Here is a 15,881-nt window from a genome sequence, read left to right as displayed (position 1 = left end):
CACCACACCCCGACCAACCCCCCCCCCCCCCACCCCCCCCCCACCCCCCCCCCCCCCCCCCCCCCCCCCCCCCCCCCCCCCCCCCCCCCCCCCCCCCCACGGCGTTTCCGAACCCCGCTGCGAAACGCGCTGTCGGGCCTCCGTCACTTGACGCAAGCACGCGCAGTGGGTTGCATACGTTCTGTGATCAATTACCGGACCGCCGGAGTCGTGCCATGGACCCGGTGATCGTCGTCGGCGCGGGGCCCGTCGGGCTTGCGCTCTCCCTTGCCCTCGCGGGGCAGGGGGTGCCCTCCGTGCTGCTCGACGAAGGCCCCGGCAAGGACGAACCGCGCCCCGCGCGCACCGTCGTACTGCACTCCGACACCGCCGCGATGGCCCAGCGTCTGGGCTGTGCGACCCTGCGCGATGAAGGCGCCCGCTGGGCGGCCTGGCGCACGCTGCGCCGCCGCCAGGAGCCGGTACGCACCGTCTTCGAGGACTCCGGGCCCGCCCGGACGGCACCCCTGCACGTGCCGCAGCACGCGCTGAGCCGCGGGCTGCGCGACGCCGCCACGGCCCACCCGCTGGTCCAGCTGGTCACCGACTGCAAACTGGACTCCCTGGAGCAGGACCCGCACGGCGTCACCGTGCACACCCGCGGCTCCGAGACCACCTGGTGGCGCGGGAGTTACCTGGTCGGCTGCGACGGCGCCCGGTCGACCGTGCGCAAGCTCCTCGAGATCCGCTTCCCCGGCCGCACCGCCGTCGAGCGGCACGCCGTGGCCGCCCTGCGCACCGAACTCCCCTGGCCCGGCGAGGGCGTACTGCACCGCATGCCGCCCTGGCTGGACGCCGGCGCCGCCGGCGAGGTCACCGCCCGGCCGCTGCCCGACGGCGTGTGGCGGCTGGACTGGCTGCTGCCCCCGCGCGGCGAGCTCGTCACCCCGGAGATGCTCGTGGGCTGGATCCGCGACACCCTCGCGGGCTGGTGCGGGGGCACCACTCCCCCGTACGACCTGCTCGACACCGGGGTGCACACCCTGCACCACCGGCTGGCCCGGCGCTGGCGCTCCGGACGGGCCTTCCTCGCCGGGGACGCGGCCCACCTGCTGGGCGCGCTCGGCACCCAGGGGGTCGAGGAGGGCCTGCGGGACGCGGAGAACCTCGCCTGGAAGCTCGCTCTCGCCTGGCACCACGGAGCCTCGAAGACCCTGCTCGACAGCTACCAGTCGGAGCGGCGCACGGCGGTGGCGGCCCGGCTGCGCGCCGCCGACCAGGCCCTGCCGCTGCTGCGCGGCGGCGGGGGCCTGCGCACGCTCCTGCCCGGGGCGGCCCGCAGCCACGACGCCCTGCTGACCGACGGCCACCTGGGACGCGGGCCGCTGGGCTCGGCACCGGGGTACGGCCGCTCCCAGCTCGCCCCGGCGCCCTCGGAGTCGGGTACGCCGACGGCCACCGAGCCCGGCGCCCCGGTGAGCGACGTACGGGTGACCGCGCCGGACGGGGCGACCGTACCGCTGCGCGACCTGCTGGGGCGCGGACGGCTGCTGGTGGTGCTGGTCGCGCCGGGAACCGGGGTGTGGGACCGACGGCACTGGCTCACGGCCGGGGTGATGCCGCGGCTCGCGGCGGCGGTCAGCGCCCTCCCGGTGCGGGCCGAACTGCTCGTCACCGAGGCGTACCCGGGGGCTGCGGCGCACACGGTGCTGCTGGTCCGCCCGGACGGGCACCTGGCCGCGGCGTTCGCGGGCGTGCGCCCGGCCGAGCTGTACACGGCGGCCGACGCACTGCGCGGCGGCCCTGTCGTTGCTGCGGGCACGAAGAGCACAGACGGCACGGACGGCACGGACGGCACGGACGGCACGGGAGCCGCGGCGGTCGCCGGCGGCCCGGGGCGCGAGGCGGCCGTGCCCGCGGCCGCCCCGGGCGCCTCGCCGTTCAACCCGCCCCAGCAGTGATCGATTGACCCTCGAGGCCGCTCGTGGTGTACTCCGGGACATGACCGGCAACGACGTACGCCTCTGGCGGAGGGTCCACATGGACCTGCTCCGCTTCGCGGGCTGCGTGTGTCGCCCGTCCTGCTGATTCGCCTTCCCTCGCGCGCCCCGCGCCGCCCGCCTCCGTGCCCGCGGCCCGCGCGCCCCCATGCGAACCCTCAGGACGGTCTTCTGTGTCTGCTTCCGCCCACGCCCCCTCGGCGCACGCCCCGCACGCCCCGGCACGCCCGCTGACGGGCCCCACCGCCGCCGAGCTGCTCGACTTCGCCCTGCGCACCGCCGCCGATCCCGAGCTGGTCGCAGCCCTGCCGCTGGATCCGGAGGGCCGTACGTGGGTACGACTCGACGGGCCGGGCGGCAGCGAGGCCTGGCTGATCGGCTGGCCGCCGGGCACCGGGACCGGCTGGCACGACCACGCCGAGTCGCGCGGCGCCTTCGCGACCGCCACGGGCCGTCTCACCGAGCACTCCCTCGCCGCCCGGCTGCCCTCCGAGGGGTGGCGGAGCCTGGAGCTGGCCGGGGACGTGGACCGCAGCCGCACGCTGAGCGCGGGATCCGGGCGGGCCTTCCGCGAGTTCCACGTGCACGAGGTGTTCAACGGGTCCGAGACCGAGCACGCGGTCTCGGTGCACGCGTACTACCCGCCGCTGCCCCTCATCCGCCGCTACAGCCGCACCGGAAGCGTGCTGCGGCTGGAGCACGTCGAGCGCCCGGCGGACTGGCAGTGAGCGCGGCCACGCCCGGGCCGACCGGGATCGACGCGCTCCTGGAGCAGGTGCGGGCCGGATACGAGCGGATCGGGGCGCGGGAGGCGTACGCGGCCTGGCAGGCCGGTGCGCTGCTCGTCGACACCCGCTACCAGGCCCTGCGGGAGCGGGACGGGACCGTGCCGGGGGCGCTGGTGATCGAGCGCAACGAGCTGGAATGGCGGCTCGACCCGCAGGGCAGCCACCGGACGCCCGAGGCCACCGGGCACGGCCTGCGGATCGTGGTGTTCTGCAACGAGGGCTACGCCTCCAGCCTCGCCGTGGCCTCCCTGCACCAGCTGGGCCTGCACCGGGCCACCGACCTGGTCGGCGGCTTCCAGGCGTGGAAGGCGGCCGGCCTCCCGGTGACCGGCGCCTGAACAGGCACCTGAACCGGCACCTGAACCGGCACCTGAACGGCCTCTGGACAGGAACCCGAACGGGCCCCTGAACACGCGGCAGAACCGGCCGCTGCCCGGACGCGGGGACCCCGGGCGGTCCCCGCGTCCGGACGGTCAGTGGGCGGCGGTGGCGACGTCGACCGGCCGGGTCCGGAGGGCCGCCCGGCCCGGCAGGGCGGTCGCGGCGAGCGCCGGCAGCGCGGCCGCGCCGAGGACGGTTGCGTAGGCGAGGGGCACGATCGCGGGCGCCGCGCCGCCGGTCATGCCGACACTGAAGGCCGTCAGCACCGCCAGGGCGATGCCCGATCCGAGGACCGCCCCGATCAGGAGCACCGACAGCGCCTCCAGGCGCAGCATCCGGAGCACCTGGCGGCGGGTTGCCCCGGCGAGGCGGAGCAGCCCGAACTCGCGGATCCGCTCGGCGGTGGACATCGCCAGGGTGTTGACCACGGCGACGGCGGTGAAGACGAGGACCAGGCCCATGGCGAGCAGGTTGAGCTCGGCACTCGCCCGCTGCCGCTCTGCGCGCACCGTGTCGGCCTCCGATGCGGAGAGGACCGTGGCGCCCGGGAACTCCGCGACCGCGGCGGCCAGTCGGGCGCGCCCGGTGCCCGGCTCGGCGGCGATCAGCACGCTGCGGGCGAGCGGATTGTCGACATGGGCGGCGACCAGGCCGTGGGCGAGGGTCAGGTCTCCGAAGCCGAGCCCGCGGGCGTAGACGGCCGAGACGGTGAGGGTGACGGGGGTCCCGTCGCCGAGAGTGAGCTTCAGGGGGCTACCGGGTCCCACGCCCAGCCGGTCGGCGGCCAGTTCGCTGACCGCGGCGCTGCCCGTGCCGAACCCGTCGAGGCTGCCGCGGGTGACGTCCGGGTTCCAGGTGCGGGCGAGTCCGGTGGGCGTGACGCCCTGGGCGGCGTACTTGTCGAGGCCTACCCGGACGGTGGTGGGAACGATCTCGGTGGCGGCGGTGACTCCCGGCGTACGGCGGATCTTCTCGGCGGCGCCGGGGGTGACGCCGGGGCCCTGCGAGGCGAGCACCCAGTCGGCGCGGATGCCGTCGCGGGCCTGGGCGCGGGCGGCATGGCCGAGGGTGGGCTGCACGAAGAGGACCGTGCACGTCATGCCGACGAGCAGGGCGAGCGGGGTGACGGCGGATGCCATGCGGGTGGCGTTGCCGCGCAGATTGGCGGTGGCCAGGCGGCCGTTGGCACCGGCGATCCGCAACGGGCCGCCGAGCAGCGCGGCGGCGGCGCGCACCAGCAGCGGGCCGAGCAGGGCGACCGCGCCGGCCAGGACCACGACGGCCAGGAAGGTGACCGGGGTGGAGGCGGGCTCGGTGCGCAGGGTGCTGAGGACGGCGACGAGGACGGCTCCGCCGGCGAGCAGCAGGGCTCCGGCGGCAGTCCGGGACCAGCCCGGCCGGCTGGGCTCGACGGCGGCTTCGGCGAGGGCTTCGGCCGGGCGGATCCTGGTGAGGCGGCGGGCGGCGATCCGGGCGGCGGCCCACGCGCCGAGCAGGGTGGCGGCGACGGCGGCGAGCATCGGGAAGATCCCGGCGGTGCGCTCCAGGGTGGCGGGGACGGCGCCGCTCTCGACGAACCGGCCGTGCAGCCAGGCCCCGAGGGGCAGGCCGGCCAGGGCGCCGAGCACTCCTGCGGCCAGGCCCACGATCATCGCCTCGCGGGCGAGGAGGCGGCGGACCTGCCGCGGGGTGGCGGCGATGGCGCGCAGCAGGGCGAGTTCGCGGTGGCGCTGACGGACGGAGAGGGCGAAGGTGCCGGAGACGACGAGGACCGATACGAGGAGGGCCGTGCCTCCCATCGCGCCGCCCATGGAGACGAGCGCGGTGCGGGCGCCGGCCGCGTCGAGGAACTCGACCGCGCCGCGCTCGTCGCCGCTGCTGATCCGGGCGCCGGTGCCGCGGAGCGCGTCGGCGAGTGCGGTGCGCAGCTCGCCGGTGCCGACTCCCGGCCGGGGCAGGACGCCGATGGCCGTGACCTGCCCCTGGCGGCCGGCCAGCCGCCGGGCCTCGGCGGCGGAGAAGAAGAGGGAGGTCTGGTGGGCGAGCGTGCCGTCCGCGGTCCGGGCGATGCCGGTGATCGTGTACGTCCGGGGCTCCGAGGTCGCCTGGACGGCGAGCCGGGATCCGGGGCGGAGTCCGGCACGGGCGGCCAGGTCGCGGTCGACGACGATCTCGCCCCCGGTCCGGGGCGCGCGCCCCGCGGCGAGGGTGAACGGGGTCAGCGCGGCGGACTCCCAGGCGTGGCCGTAGGAGCGCTTGCCGGAGTCGGGGCCGGCGGAGGGGCCGACGGAGGGATCGGCGCCGCGGCCGGTCAGCGGCACTGCCGGGAAGGTGAGTTCGGGCACGGCCTGCGCCACTGCGGGCACCGTCCGGACCGTTGCCAGGGTTCCGGCCGGCAGCCAGGCCCGCTCTGCGAGGGGCTTGGCCTTGTGCTTGACCTTGGTCTTGCCCTTCTTCTCCTTGACCGTGGTCCGGTGGACGTTCTGGTCGGCGGAGACGATCACCGGGGCGCCGGCGTAGCGCTCGGTGCCGATCGTCCCGCGCAGTCCGGTTTCCAGCAGGGTGCCGCAGGCCGTGACCAGGGCCGCCGCACGCATGAGGGCGACGAAGGCGCCGAGGAAGCCTGCTTTGCGGTGCCGGACGGTCTGGAGTGCGTAGCGCAGCATCATGACCGCAACGATGCTGGCCGGCACCGCCCCGGCACATTGGCGTGACCCGCCGTGTGGCCACGGGGGGTACCCCCACCCCGGCCGGGGGCGGCCTCCCCCTGCCGGAAGGGCTCGAGGCTCTGGAAGGGTTCAGAAGGGTTCGTATCCCGGGCCGTCGAGGTCGTACACGTCCTCGGCGGACTCGCCTTCGTATTCCAGGGCGCTGCGGACGACCCGCAGGGCCATGCCCTCGGGGTAGCCCTTGCGGGCGAGCATGCCTGCGAGGCGGCGGATCCGCTTGTCGCGGTCCAGGCCGCGGGTGGCGCGGAGCTTGCGCTCCACGAGCTCCCGGGCCGTGTGCTCTTCCTGTTCGGAGTCGAGCTGCCCCATCGCGTCGTCGATCAGTGCCGGGGCGACTCCCTTGGTGCGCAGTTCGCGGGCGAGTGCCCGGCGGGCGAGCCCGCGGCTGTGGTGCCGGGACTCCACCCACGCGCCCGCGAAGGCGGCGTCGTCGATGAGGCCGACCTCCTCGAATCGGGAGAGGACTTCATCGGACACGTCCTCGGGGATGCCCCGCTTGTGCAGGGCGTCCGCGAGCTGGCGCCGCGTGCGCGGGGTCCCGGTGAGCAGGCGCAGGCAGATGGCCCGCGCCTGCTCCTCGGGACTCTGCGGGGGCAGTTCCCGCTCGGCCCTCGACGAGCCGGAACCGCCCTCTTCCGCACGCTCCACGGTCAGCTCTTGGCCGTGGTGGCCGTCCCGGCCTTGGCCGTCTTGGCCTTGGACGCCGGGGCGGGCACGGTCTTGGCCGCGTCCTCGGCGGGGGCACCCGCCGCGTCGGGACCGGGCTCGGCGTCGGGGGCCTTGCGGACACCCACGCCCAGCTTCTCCTTGATCTTCTTCTCGATCTCGTTGGCGAGGTCGGGGTTGTCCTTGAGGAAGTTGCGGGCGTTCTCCTTGCCCTGGCCGAGCTGGTCGCCCTCGTACGTGTACCAGGCGCCGGCCTTGCGCACGAAGCCGTGCTCCACGCCCATGTCGATCAGGCCGCCCTCGCGGCTGATGCCCTGGCCGTAGAGGATGTCGAACTCGGCCTGCTTGAAGGGCGGCGCGACCTTGTTCTTGACGACCTTCACGCGGGTGCGGTTGCCGACCGCGTCGGTGCCGTCCTTGAGGGTCTCGATGCGGCGGATGTCCAGACGCACGGAGGCGTAGAACTTCAGCGCCCGGCCACCGGTGGTGGTCTCCGGGGAGCCGAACATCACACCGATCTTCTCGCGGAGCTGGTTGATGAAGATCGCGGTGGTCTTGGACTGGTTGAGCGCGCTGGTGATCTTCCGGAGCGCCTGGCTCATCAGACGGGCCTGGAGGCCGACGTGGGAGTCGCCCATCTCGCCCTCGATCTCGGCACGGGGCACGAGCGCCGCGACGGAGTCGATCACGATGAGGTCGAGGGCGCCGGAGCGGACGAGCATGTCGACGATTTCGAGCGCCTGCTCGCCGGTGTCCGGCTGGGACAGGATGAGGTTGTCCGTGTCGACGCCGAGGGCCTTGGCGTACTCGGGGTCGAGCGCGTGCTCGGCGTCGACGAAGGCGACGGTGCCGCCGGCCTTCTGCGCGTTGGCCACGGCGTGCAGGGTCAGCGTGGTCTTGCCGGAGGATTCCGGTCCGTACACCTCCACGACGCGGCCGCGCGGGAGGCCGCCGACGCCGAGGGCGATGTCCAGAGCGGTCGACCCGGTGGGGATGACCTCGATGGGGTCGTTCGGCCGGTCGCCGAGGCGCATCACTGCGCCCTTGCCGAATTGTCGTTCAATCTGTGCGAGCGCGGCGTCGAGCGCCTTCTCGCGGTCGGTGCCTGCCATGGGTTCCACCCGGGATGCTTGAGTCGATCGCTTCACGTGAAAGACGCTAACGCCTGCCACTGACAATGCGCCTCCACGCCCTTTTCGGCTGTGGATAACTCATCAGAATGGATGTTCGATTTCCGTGTCAAGCGCGCCACGCGCGTGTCAGTTGGGGCAGGTCGTGTCCCTGCCGGGGCGCGCGCCTGTGACGAGGAACTCCGTGACCGTCCGGTCGCCGCACGCGTTGCCGTTGCCCAGATAGACGCCGTGGCCGCCCTGCTCGACGGTGACCAGGCGGGCGCGGTCGCCCAGGGCCGCGCGCATCTTGAGGGCTCCGGAGTGGGGGGTCGCCGGGTCCCGGCGGCTCTGGACCATCAGGATGTTGGAGGGTCCCTCGGGGGTGATCCGGACGGGCTTCTGCGCGGGCCGGTCCTTCCAGAAGGAGCAGGGCAGGACGTTCACCGGCATGCCGGCGGTCAGCGGGTGCGCGGCGCGGTCCGCCGCGACCGCACGCCGGGTCGCGGCCGCGGACGTCCGCGGCCAGGCGACGTCGTTGCAGATGACGCCGACCATGATCGCGGCGCCTTCGTCGGAGATCGGCCGCGCGAGCTCGGCCGGCAGGTCCGGCGTCCGCGCCGGGTCCTGGGCCGCCTTGACCAGGCGGGCGAAGGGGGCGAAGGCGGCGTCGGAGTAGAGCGCGTTCTGCAGGTTCTGGCGCAGGCCGTTCCCGGTCAGGGGCACGCCGGGGGTCGTCGACTCCTTCGGCGTCCGGTCGAGCGCGGCGGCGAGCGCGAGGACCAGGGGGCGTACGTCCTGCGCCCGCGCGGCCAGCCGCAGCCCGTCCCGCTCCCGGTCGGGGTGGGCGGCCCAGGCGGCGAAGTCGGGGAAGCGGTCGTCCGCGCCCCGTGACATGTTCGCGAGCCAGCCCCGGGCGACGCGCTCCGGGTCGGGGTCGCCGCTGCTGTCGAGGACCCAGCGGTCGGTGCGCTGCGGGTACTGCTGGGCGTAGGCGGCGCCGACGTACGCACCGTAGGAGACCCCCCAGGCGGAGAGCTTCTCCTCGCCGAGGGCAGCCCGGAAGCGGTCGGTGTCGCGGACCTGGTTGGCGGTGGTGAAGCTGCGCAGCTCGGGTCCGCCGTTGCGGTGGCAGGCCTCGGCGATGCGCCGGGAGCGGGCCGCGTTCTCCGCGGCCCCTCCGTCCGCGCCGGGCCAGGACCGCAGGGTGGTCAGGTACCGGTCGGCGGGGTCGAGGCCGCAGCTCGCGGTGGTGCTGCCGCCGACCCCGCGCGGGTCGAGGGCAACGAGGTCGTACGCGCCGCCGGTCGCGCGCCGCAGCGCCGCGCCCTTCGCGGTGAGCCGCTGGACGCCTGATCCGCCCGGTCCGCCGGGGATCACGATGAGGGTGCCGCGCCGGGCTTCGGGCCGGTCGCCGGGGACGCGGCTGACGGCGATGTCGACCTGCCGGCCGTGCGGGTCGGCGTAGTCGAGCGGTACGGAGAGCGTGGCGCACTGCTGACCGGTGGGTCCGTCGGGCTTGGTGCAGTCGCGCCAGGCGAGCGCGGGGGTGCCGGCCGTGGTCGGGGTGCCGGCCGTGGCCGGGGGCCCGGTCCGGGCGGTGGCCGGGGCGGCCGTCAGTGCGGAGGCCGCCGCGGCGGCGGAGACGGCGAGGAGCAGGAACTTCTTCGTCGGTGTCGTCATGCCGCAAGCCTTGTCGGTGACACGTCACGGACCCATCCTGCGGGCCCGCCGGATCCGCGTGGGGGTAGCCCCCGCGCGGCGCCTGCGGCCCGCCCCCCGCGCCGTGCGCGCGGATCCGGACGGACCCACGATGGAAGGGTCCCGTCCGCCCAGGGGGGCCATCGGAGCCCGATCATGACCATTACCAAGGCCGGCCAGGACGTGACCGTGCTCGGGGACTGCCTCGAGGTGCCCGGGATAGGCTTCCTGCCCGTCAACGCCTTCGTCCTGCACGCCGCCGAACCGGTGGTGGTGGACACCGGGCTCGGCCTGCCCGACCGGGACTTCCTGGAGGCGCTCGGCTCGGCCGTCGACCCCGCGGACGTGCGGTGGATCTGGCTGACCCACCCGGACCGGGACCACACCGGCGGCCTGTTCGCCCTGCTCGAGGCCGCGCCGCAGGCCCGCGTGGTGACCACGTTCATCGGCGCGGGGATCATGTCCACCGAGCGTCCGCTGCCCATGGACCGGATCTTCCTGCTCAATCCGGGGCAGTCCCTCGACGTGGGCGACCGCACGCTCGCCGCCTTCCGGCCGCCGCTCTTCGACAATCCGGCGACCGTGGGCTTCTACGACGGCCGGTCGGGCACCTGCTTCAGCTCCGACTGCTTCGGCGGCCCGATGCCGAGCGCGGACATGGCCGACGGCGGCGAGGCGGCCGCACTCGGCGCCGCGGACCTCCGGGCGGCGCAGCTGCTGTGGGCCGCGGTGGACAGCCCCTGGGTGCACAACGTCGACCAGTCCAAGTACCTGGCCACGGTCCGGCCGCTCCAGGAGATGGACGCCGAGCGGGTGCTGAGCACGCACCTGCCCCCTGCGGCCGGGATCACCGCCCGGATGATCGAGACGCTGAGCGGGGCGCCGGACGCGGACCCGTTCACCGGGCCGGACCAGCAGGCGATGGAGCAGATGCTGGCGGGCTTCGAACCGGGAGGGGTGGCGGACCGGTCCCCGGGGAGCCGGCCCTGAAAGGCCCCCACAGGCTCTGCCGGACTCCGCCACACACCCTTCGAGTGTCAACCGATGGTTGACACCCCTCCGACTGTCAACCTAGGGTTGCCTCATGACGAACCCTTCCGTGGAACCCGTTCGCATGACCAATCCGGTACGCCTCGACGACCTCATCGAGGCCATCAAGCAGGCCCACACCGACGCCCTGGAGCAGCTCAGCGGGGCCGTCGTCGCCGCCGAGCACCTGGGCGACGTGGCCGACCACCTGATCGGGCACTTCGTCGACCAGGCCCGCCGCTCCGGGGCCTCGTGGACCGACATCGGCAGGAGCATGGGCGTCACCCGGCAGGCCGCCCAGAAGCGCTTCGTCCCCAAGGGCGACGGCGACCTCGACCCGAGCCAGGGCTTCGGCCGGTTCACCGACCGCGCCCGCAACGCCGTCGTCAGCGCGCAGAACGAAGCCCGTGCGGCCGGCAACACCGAGATCCGCCCCGAGCACCTGGTCCTCGGTCTGCTCGCCGAGCCCGAGGGCTTCGCCGCGATGGCCCTGCGCGCCCAGGGCGTGTCCCTGGACGACGTACGCACCGCCGCGTCCGCCGCCCTGCCGGCGCCGGCCGAGACCGTCCCGGACCTGATCCCCTTCGACGCCGGCGGCAAGAAGGCGCTGGAGCTGACGTTCCGCGAGGCCCTGCGCCTGGGCCACAACTACGTCGGCACCGAGCACGTCCTGCTCGCGCTCCTCGAACTGGAAGACGGCAAGGGCGTGCTCGGCGGCCTCGGCGTGGACAAGGCCGCCGTCGAGACGACCGTCACCGAAGCCGTGGCCGCCGTACTCGACGCACCCGCCGGCGGCTAGGGACCGCAGCGGCGGCCACGACCTCGTACCGCTTGACGTACGCCCCCAGGAACGCCTGCAGCGTGGCGACGACCGGGATCGCGATGAGCGCCCCGACCGCGCCGAGCAGTGCGGTGCCCGCGATGACCGACCCGAAGGCCACGGCCGGATGGATGTCCACGGTCTTCGAGGTCAGCTTGGGCTGGAGGACGTAGTTCTCGAACTGCTGGTAGACCACCACGAATCCGAGGACGTAGAGCGCGTACCAGGGGTTGACCGTGAAGGCGATCAGCATCGGCAGCGCGCCCGCCAGATAGGTGCCGATGGTCGGGATGAACTGGGATACCAGGCCGACCCACACCGCGAGCGCGGGCGCGTACGGCACCCCGAGCACGGCCAGCAGGACGTAGTGCGCGGCGCCCGAGATCAGGGCCATCAGCCCGCGCGAGTAGAGGTAGCCCCCGGTCTTGGTGACCGCGATGTCCCAGGCCCGCAGTACTTCGGCCTGCTTGGCGGGCGGCAGTACGGAGCACAGCGCGCGCCGCAGGCGGGGCCCGTCCGCGGCGAAGTAGAAGGAGAACAGCGCGATCGTCAGCAGCTTGAAGAGTCCGCCGAGGACGGTGGTGGACACGTCGAGCACGCCGCTCGCGCTGTTCTGCACGTACTTCTGGAGCCAGTCGGAGCGCAGCAGACTGTCCTGGATCTCCAGGCGCGACAGCTCGGTGTGGAAGGTGGAGTTGATCCACTTGATCACCGAGTCGAAGTAGGCAGGCAGGTCCGCGACCATCTCGACGATCTGACCGGCGAGCATCGAGCCGAGCAGGAAGACGAATCCGCAGGCGGCGATCATCACCCCGAGGAAGACGAGGAAGGTCGCGAGCCCGCGGCGCATGCCGCGGGCCGCCATGCGCGCGACGGCCGGTTCGATCGCCAGGGCCAGGAACAGCGCGATCAGGATGTTGACGAGCAGGCCGAGCAGCTGGTGGAAGGCCCAGCTGCCGAGCTGGAAGCAGGCGTAGAGGGCGAGGACGAGCACCGCGGCCCGGGGCAGCCAGCGCGGCATCCGCGCCGGGCCTGCGGGCGGTGCGGCCGGAGGTCCTGCCGGGGGCCCGGCCGGCGGTGGCGCTCCGGCTCCCTGCGGTGGCGCTCCCGGTCCCGGCAGCGGTGCCCCGGCCCCGGCGCCCGCCGTGGGATCCGGGTCCGCCGTCGCGGCGGCCTCCGCGGCCGGCTGGTGGTCGGGCTGATCGGTCTCATGCGTCGCTGCCACGCGGCCCAGTCTTCCGTACGCACCCCTCGAACATCCGTCGCCCGCCTGACATCCGGCTGACATCGGCGCTCCGGCAGCCGAGAGCCGTCCGACGGCGGTGCTCCGCCGCCGTCAGCGCCGCTCGCCCGGCACGTCCATCGCCGTGCACACCGCGCGCCACACGTCCCGGGCCTCCCAGCCCGCGTCGAGGGCCTCGCGCACGGTGCGCCCGCCGAGTTCGGCCATCACGTGGTCGCGCGCGAAGGAGTCCGCGTACGCGGCGCCGAAGTGGTCGGCCATCCGCTCCCAGAAAATCGTCAACCGCATGCAACCAGTATCCCGCCCCGGAGAGTGGCCCCGGCCCGTTCCCCCCGCCGCGCACCCCGCACCGCCCTACGGTTTCGACCATGGCTGGAGACGAGGCATCACCGCTGGCCCGCGCCGAACAGTTCATCTGGCTCACCGCCCGGGTGCTGGAACAGCGCCGGTTCGCCTTCCACTTCCTCGGCGGCGGGCCCGACCCGGTCGACGCCGCCCTGGGCGCGTACCTCAACGGCGACGGCGGCTACGGGCACGCGCTCGATCCGGACCTGCGCGGACCGGCCAGCCAGCCCCTGCACACCGCGCACGCGCTGCGGGTGCTCGACAGCCTGGGCCGGTGCGCGGGGCAGCGCATCGAGCGGCTGTGCCGCCACCTGACCGAGGTGTCCACGCCGGAGGGCGCACTGCCGCTGCTGTGCCCGGCCCCGCGGGTGCTTCCCGCGCCGTTCCACCCCGTACTCGACGACGCGCCGGGCGAGCTGCTCACGACGGGCCCGGTGGTCGGGGTGCTGCAGCGCAACCGCGTGTGGCACGCGTGGCTGTTCCGGGCCACCGAGTGGTGCTGGGAGCGGATCGAGACCCTGCGGCACGGGCACCCGTACGAGATCCAGGCAGCCGTCGCCTTCCTGGAGGGCGTGCCCGACCGGTCCCGCGCGCTGGCCGCGGCCGACCGGCTCGGGCGGCTGGTGCGCGAGCGCGGCCTGGTCGTCCTCGATCCGTGCCGACGGGAGGACTACCCGCCGGCTCCCGGCTGCGCGCCCGGTGAGCAGCTCTTCCCGCACGATCTCGCGCGGCGGCCCGAGTCCCCGGCCCGCGGCTGGTTCACGGACGAGGAGCTGAGCCGCTCGCTGGACTACCTGGTGTCGGAGCAGCAGGAGGACGGCGGCTGGCCGGTGCACCGCCGCGCCTGGGCCCCGGGCAGCGCGCTGGAGCGCCGTCCGATCGCGACGATCGAGGCGCTGCTGACGCTGCGCGCGTACGGCCGGGTGCCGGGCGTCAGCCGCCCACAGCCCGCACGCCCGCGGTGACGACCACGGCCGCCCCGACGACGACGAGGAACGGCGCCCTCAGCAGCAGCGCGGCACCGGCGGCGGCCAGCCCCGCGGCGCGGGCGTCCAGGGCGAGGGCCTGGCCGGAGCTGAAGGTCTGCTGGGCGGTCAGCGCCGCGAGCAGGGCCACGGGCAGCAGGGCGGCCAGCCGCTGCACGACCGGCCGCTCCAGGGCACCGGCCGGGACGAGCAGTCCGGCGAGCTTGAGGAGGTAGCAGCCGGCCGCCGTGGCGGCGATGGCGATCCAGACGGTCATGAGCGGGTTCCCTTCCGGCCGGCGCGGCTGCCGGGGCTGCGGGGGCTGCGGCCCTTGAGGAAGAGGACCGCGGGGGCCGCGAGGGCGGCGACGAGCACCGGCAGGCCCGCCGGCAGGAAGGGCAGCAGCCCGAGGCCGAGGACGAGCGCGAGGACGGCCACGGCCCGTTCCGTGGCCGTGCGCAGCATGGGGGCGAGCAGGGCCAGGAAGACGGCGGGTCCGGCGGCGTCGAGGCCCCAGCGGTTGGTGTCGCCGATGGCCTCGGCGCCCAGGGCGCCGAGCAGGGTGGTGAGGTTCCACAGCACGTACAGGCTGAGCCCCGTGACCGTGAAGCCGAGGCGGGCGTGGGCCCGGCTCTTCTGGGCCAGGGACACGGCCGCGGTCTCGTCGATCACCCAGTGCGCGGCGAGGGGGCGGACGGCCCCGGGCAGGGCGAGCAGCTGGGACAGCCGCAGGCCGTAGAAGGCGTTGCGGGTGCCGAGGAAGAAGGCTCCGGCGGCCGCGGTGAACGGGTTCCCGCCGGCCGCCAGCGCGCCGACCAGCGCGAACTGCGAGGCGCCGGTGAAGACGAGCAGGCTCAGCGCACAGGCCTGGAGCACGGTGATGCCGGAGCCCGCGGCCGTGACGCCGAAGGCGAACCCGGACAGGCCGACGGCCACGCCCACGCCCAGTGCGTCCCGGATCACGGCGCGTCGGGCGCCCTCCCCCGCGGGCCCGTCGCCACCCGGCGCCGTGGCGCGGGGTTCTTCCCGGGGTGTTTCTCGTATCGCTGCGCCTGCTGTCCGGTCTCCCACGCCGCGAACGTACGGCGGCGGCCCCGGCTGCGTCTTGTACGTTCTTGCGCGACGGGCTCGGGGGACGTCGGCGGGCGACGGTCCTGCGGAACGTCCGTGCGCGTCGCCCCCGCGCGTTCCCGCCCGTTCCTGCACGCAGAATGGCCGTATGGGCGGCTCCACGCGCGGTTCCACGCGCGGCGACGGCGAATGGGCACGGCACTGGCAGTACGAGCAGCTGCCGGGGCTGGACCTGCTGCGCGCCCACTACGTCCGCCACACCTTCCCGCGGCACGCGCACGACGGGTACGTGATCGCGGCCGTCACCGGCGGGATCGAGGAGATCGGCCTGCCGGGCGGCACCGACCGGGCCGGTCCGGGCAGCGTGGTCCTGATCAACCCCGAGGTGCCGCACACCGCCCGCGCCGGGGCCCCCGAAGGCTGGGCGTACGCGACGCTCTACCCCGCGCGGAAGATCGTCACCGAGGTGGCCGCGGAGCTCTCCACGCTCTCCGGCACCCCCGGTTTCACGGAGACCACCGTGCCGGACCCGGAGACCGCCCGGCTGATCAGCGAAGTGCACCGGGCGGCCGAAGAGGGCAACGCCCTCGCCGCCGACAGTCTGCTGCGGGTCGTCGTGGCCCGGACGCTGCGCCGGTACGGCGGCCCGCTGCCGGCCCGCCCGGCGGCCGGGGCCGGAGCCGCGGCGGCGGCGCGCGCACGGGCCGTACTGGAGGAGCGGCTGACGGACCCGCCCTCGCTGGAGGCCCTGGCGGCCGAGCTGGGCACGAGCCCGTTCGCGCTGCTGCGGTCCTTCCGCGACGCGTACGGCATGCCGCCGCACACCTGGCTCACCGACGCCCGGGTGCGGCGGGCCGGGCGGATGCTGGCGGCGGGGGCGGCACCGGCGGAGGCGGCCGTGGCGGTCGGGTTCACGGACCAGCCGCACCTGAACCGGCACTTCACGCGGATCGTGGGGGTGCCTCCGGGGGCGTACCGGCGCGAGCGCCGCGGCCTGCGCGGCTGAGGCGGACCGGGCGGACACCGGCGGCGGGGGCGGGGTGCGGCCCGATGTC

At 74.9% G+C, this 15,881-nt stretch carries 15 protein-coding genes and 1 pseudogene; 8 read left to right on the top strand and 8 right to left on the bottom strand.

Annotated elements, in window-relative coordinates; genetic code table 11:
* Positions 1 to 215: 215 nt before the first annotated feature.
* From ACZ7H1_RS22830 to ACZ7H1_RS22815, 4 genes are all read left to right on the top strand, one after another.
* Positions 216 to 1,940, top strand: coding sequence for an FAD-dependent monooxygenase (locus ACZ7H1_RS22830; RefSeq protein WP_470789115.1), 1,725 nt, complete (start codon positions 216 to 218; stop codon positions 1,938 to 1,940).
* A 40-nt stretch (positions 1,941 to 1,980) separates the two neighbouring features.
* The gene (locus ACZ7H1_RS22825; protein ID WP_470789237.1) at positions 1,981 to 2,067 is read left to right on the top strand and encodes a putative leader peptide; all 87 of its coding nucleotides are present in this window, start codon (positions 1,981 to 1,983) and stop codon (positions 2,065 to 2,067) included.
* An 85-nt stretch (positions 2,068 to 2,152) separates the two neighbouring features.
* Positions 2,153 to 2,707 (top strand): cupin domain-containing protein, encoded by a 555-nt coding sequence (locus ACZ7H1_RS22820; protein WP_470789113.1) that lies wholly within the window; start codon positions 2,153 to 2,155, stop codon positions 2,705 to 2,707.
* Complete coding sequence (locus tag ACZ7H1_RS22815; protein WP_470789111.1) at positions 2,704 to 3,105, top strand: rhodanese-like domain-containing protein; 402 nt, start codon at positions 2,704 to 2,706, stop codon at positions 3,103 to 3,105. The genes ACZ7H1_RS22820 and ACZ7H1_RS22815 overlap by 4 nt, the downstream gene beginning before the upstream one ends.
* A 135-nt stretch (positions 3,106 to 3,240) precedes the next feature.
* On the opposite strand, the gene ACZ7H1_RS22810 is transcribed toward ACZ7H1_RS22815, so the two are convergent.
* From ACZ7H1_RS22810 to ACZ7H1_RS22795, 4 genes and pseudogenes are all read right to left on the bottom strand, one after another.
* A complete protein-coding gene (locus ACZ7H1_RS22810; protein WP_470789235.1) occupies positions 3,241 to 5,817 on the bottom strand; it encodes an ABC transporter permease in 2,577 nt (858 codons plus the stop codon).
* Positions 5,818 to 5,946: 129 nt separating this feature from the next.
* Positions 5,947 to 6,645, bottom strand: a pseudogene (gene recX / locus ACZ7H1_RS22805) (recombination regulator RecX); the annotation flags it as partial.
* Positions 6,528 to 7,655 carry a recombinase RecA gene (gene recA, locus ACZ7H1_RS22800; RefSeq protein ID WP_470789109.1) on the bottom strand — a complete coding sequence of 376 codons (1,128 nt, stop codon included), beginning with the start codon at positions 7,653 to 7,655 and terminating at the stop codon, positions 6,528 to 6,530. The pseudogene recX and the gene recA, both read right to left, overlap by 118 nt.
* Before the next feature lie 147 nt (positions 7,656 to 7,802).
* Positions 7,803 to 9,335, bottom strand: a complete 1,533-nt coding sequence (locus ACZ7H1_RS22795) for an alpha/beta hydrolase (RefSeq protein ID WP_470789108.1) — start codon at positions 9,333 to 9,335, stop codon at positions 7,803 to 7,805.
* Between the two features lie 174 nt (positions 9,336 to 9,509).
* Between ACZ7H1_RS22795 and ACZ7H1_RS22790 the strand changes: the two genes are divergently transcribed.
* Positions 9,510 to 10,343, top strand: a complete 834-nt coding sequence (locus ACZ7H1_RS22790) for an MBL fold metallo-hydrolase (RefSeq protein WP_470789106.1) — start codon at positions 9,510 to 9,512, stop codon at positions 10,341 to 10,343.
* Between the two features lie 94 nt (positions 10,344 to 10,437).
* A complete protein-coding gene (locus tag ACZ7H1_RS22785; RefSeq protein ID WP_470789104.1) occupies positions 10,438 to 11,181 on the top strand; it encodes a Clp protease N-terminal domain-containing protein in 744 nt (247 codons plus the stop codon).
* On the opposite strand, the gene ACZ7H1_RS22780 is transcribed toward ACZ7H1_RS22785, so the two are convergent.
* Both ACZ7H1_RS22780 and ACZ7H1_RS22775 read right to left on the bottom strand, forming a co-directional pair.
* A complete protein-coding gene (locus ACZ7H1_RS22780) occupies positions 11,135 to 12,223 on the bottom strand; it encodes an AI-2E family transporter (RefSeq protein WP_470789234.1) in 1,089 nt (362 codons plus the stop codon). The genes ACZ7H1_RS22785 and ACZ7H1_RS22780 overlap by 47 nt on opposite strands.
* Positions 12,224 to 12,538: 315 nt before the next feature.
* On the bottom strand, positions 12,539 to 12,733 hold the full coding sequence (locus ACZ7H1_RS22775; protein ID WP_470789102.1) for a DUF3046 domain-containing protein: 195 nt from the start codon (positions 12,731 to 12,733) through the stop codon (positions 12,539 to 12,541).
* Between the two features lie 80 nt (positions 12,734 to 12,813).
* Between ACZ7H1_RS22775 and ACZ7H1_RS22770 the strand changes: the two genes are divergently transcribed.
* The gene (locus tag ACZ7H1_RS22770) at positions 12,814 to 13,755 is read left to right on the top strand and encodes a hypothetical protein (RefSeq protein WP_470789100.1); all 942 of its coding nucleotides are present in this window, start codon (positions 12,814 to 12,816) and stop codon (positions 13,753 to 13,755) included.
* On the opposite strand, the gene ACZ7H1_RS22765 is transcribed toward ACZ7H1_RS22770, so the two are convergent.
* Both ACZ7H1_RS22765 and ACZ7H1_RS22760 read right to left on the bottom strand, forming a co-directional pair.
* Entirely contained in the window at positions 13,724 to 14,032 is a 309-nt protein-coding gene (locus ACZ7H1_RS22765) for an AzlD domain-containing protein (protein ID WP_470789098.1), read from the bottom strand. The genes ACZ7H1_RS22770 and ACZ7H1_RS22765 overlap by 32 nt on opposite strands.
* Positions 14,029 to 14,799 (bottom strand): AzlC family ABC transporter permease, encoded by a 771-nt coding sequence (locus ACZ7H1_RS22760; protein ID WP_470789233.1) that lies wholly within the window; start codon positions 14,797 to 14,799, stop codon positions 14,029 to 14,031. The genes ACZ7H1_RS22765 and ACZ7H1_RS22760 overlap by 4 nt, the downstream gene beginning before the upstream one ends.
* 175 nt (positions 14,800 to 14,974) lie before the next feature.
* Here ACZ7H1_RS22760 and ACZ7H1_RS22755 point away from each other — a divergent pair, with 175 nt between their 5' ends.
* Positions 14,975 to 15,832 (top strand): AraC family transcriptional regulator, encoded by an 858-nt coding sequence (locus ACZ7H1_RS22755; protein WP_470789096.1) that lies wholly within the window; start codon positions 14,975 to 14,977, stop codon positions 15,830 to 15,832.
* The last annotated feature ends 49 nt before the right edge of the window (positions 15,833 to 15,881 follow it).

It is taken from the genome of Streptomyces sp. NPDC037401 (assembly GCF_055602345.1).
Note: the sequence above shows the minus strand (reverse complement) of the source record. Positions and strands in the feature narration are given on the sequence as shown.

What these genes read in the sequence shown, in the direction of transcription:
- ACZ7H1_RS22830 (WP_470789115.1), top strand. Translation starts at nt 216, where the DNA reads ATGGACCCGGTGATCGTCGTCGGCGCGGGGCCCGTCGGGCTTGCGCTC.
- ACZ7H1_RS22825 (WP_470789237.1), top strand. Translation starts at nt 1,981, where the DNA reads ATGACCGGCAACGACGTACGCCTCTGGCGGAGGGTCCACATGGACCTG.
- ACZ7H1_RS22810 (WP_470789235.1), bottom strand. Translation starts at nt 5,817, where the DNA reads ATGATGCTGCGCTACGCACTCCAGACCGTCCGGCACCGCAAAGCAGGC.
- recA (WP_470789109.1), bottom strand. Translation starts at nt 7,655, where the DNA reads ATGGCAGGCACCGACCGCGAGAAGGCGCTCGACGCCGCGCTCGCACAG.
- ACZ7H1_RS22795 (WP_470789108.1), bottom strand. Translation starts at nt 9,335, where the DNA reads ATGACGACACCGACGAAGAAGTTCCTGCTCCTCGCCGTCTCCGCCGCC.
- ACZ7H1_RS22790 (WP_470789106.1), top strand. Translation starts at nt 9,510, where the DNA reads ATGACCATTACCAAGGCCGGCCAGGACGTGACCGTGCTCGGGGACTGC.
- ACZ7H1_RS22785 (WP_470789104.1), top strand. Translation starts at nt 10,438, where the DNA reads ATGACGAACCCTTCCGTGGAACCCGTTCGCATGACCAATCCGGTACGC.
- ACZ7H1_RS22780 (WP_470789234.1), bottom strand. Translation starts at nt 12,223, where the DNA reads ATGCCGCGCTGGCTGCCCCGGGCCGCGGTGCTCGTCCTCGCCCTCTAC.
- ACZ7H1_RS22775 (WP_470789102.1), bottom strand. Translation starts at nt 12,733, where the DNA reads ATGCGGTTGACGATTTTCTGGGAGCGGATGGCCGACCACTTCGGCGCC.
- ACZ7H1_RS22770 (WP_470789100.1), top strand. Translation starts at nt 12,814, where the DNA reads ATGGCTGGAGACGAGGCATCACCGCTGGCCCGCGCCGAACAGTTCATC.
- ACZ7H1_RS22765 (WP_470789098.1), bottom strand. Translation starts at nt 14,032, where the DNA reads ATGACCGTCTGGATCGCCATCGCCGCCACGGCGGCCGGCTGCTACCTC.
- ACZ7H1_RS22755 (WP_470789096.1), top strand. Translation starts at nt 14,975, where the DNA reads ATGGGCGGCTCCACGCGCGGTTCCACGCGCGGCGACGGCGAATGGGCA.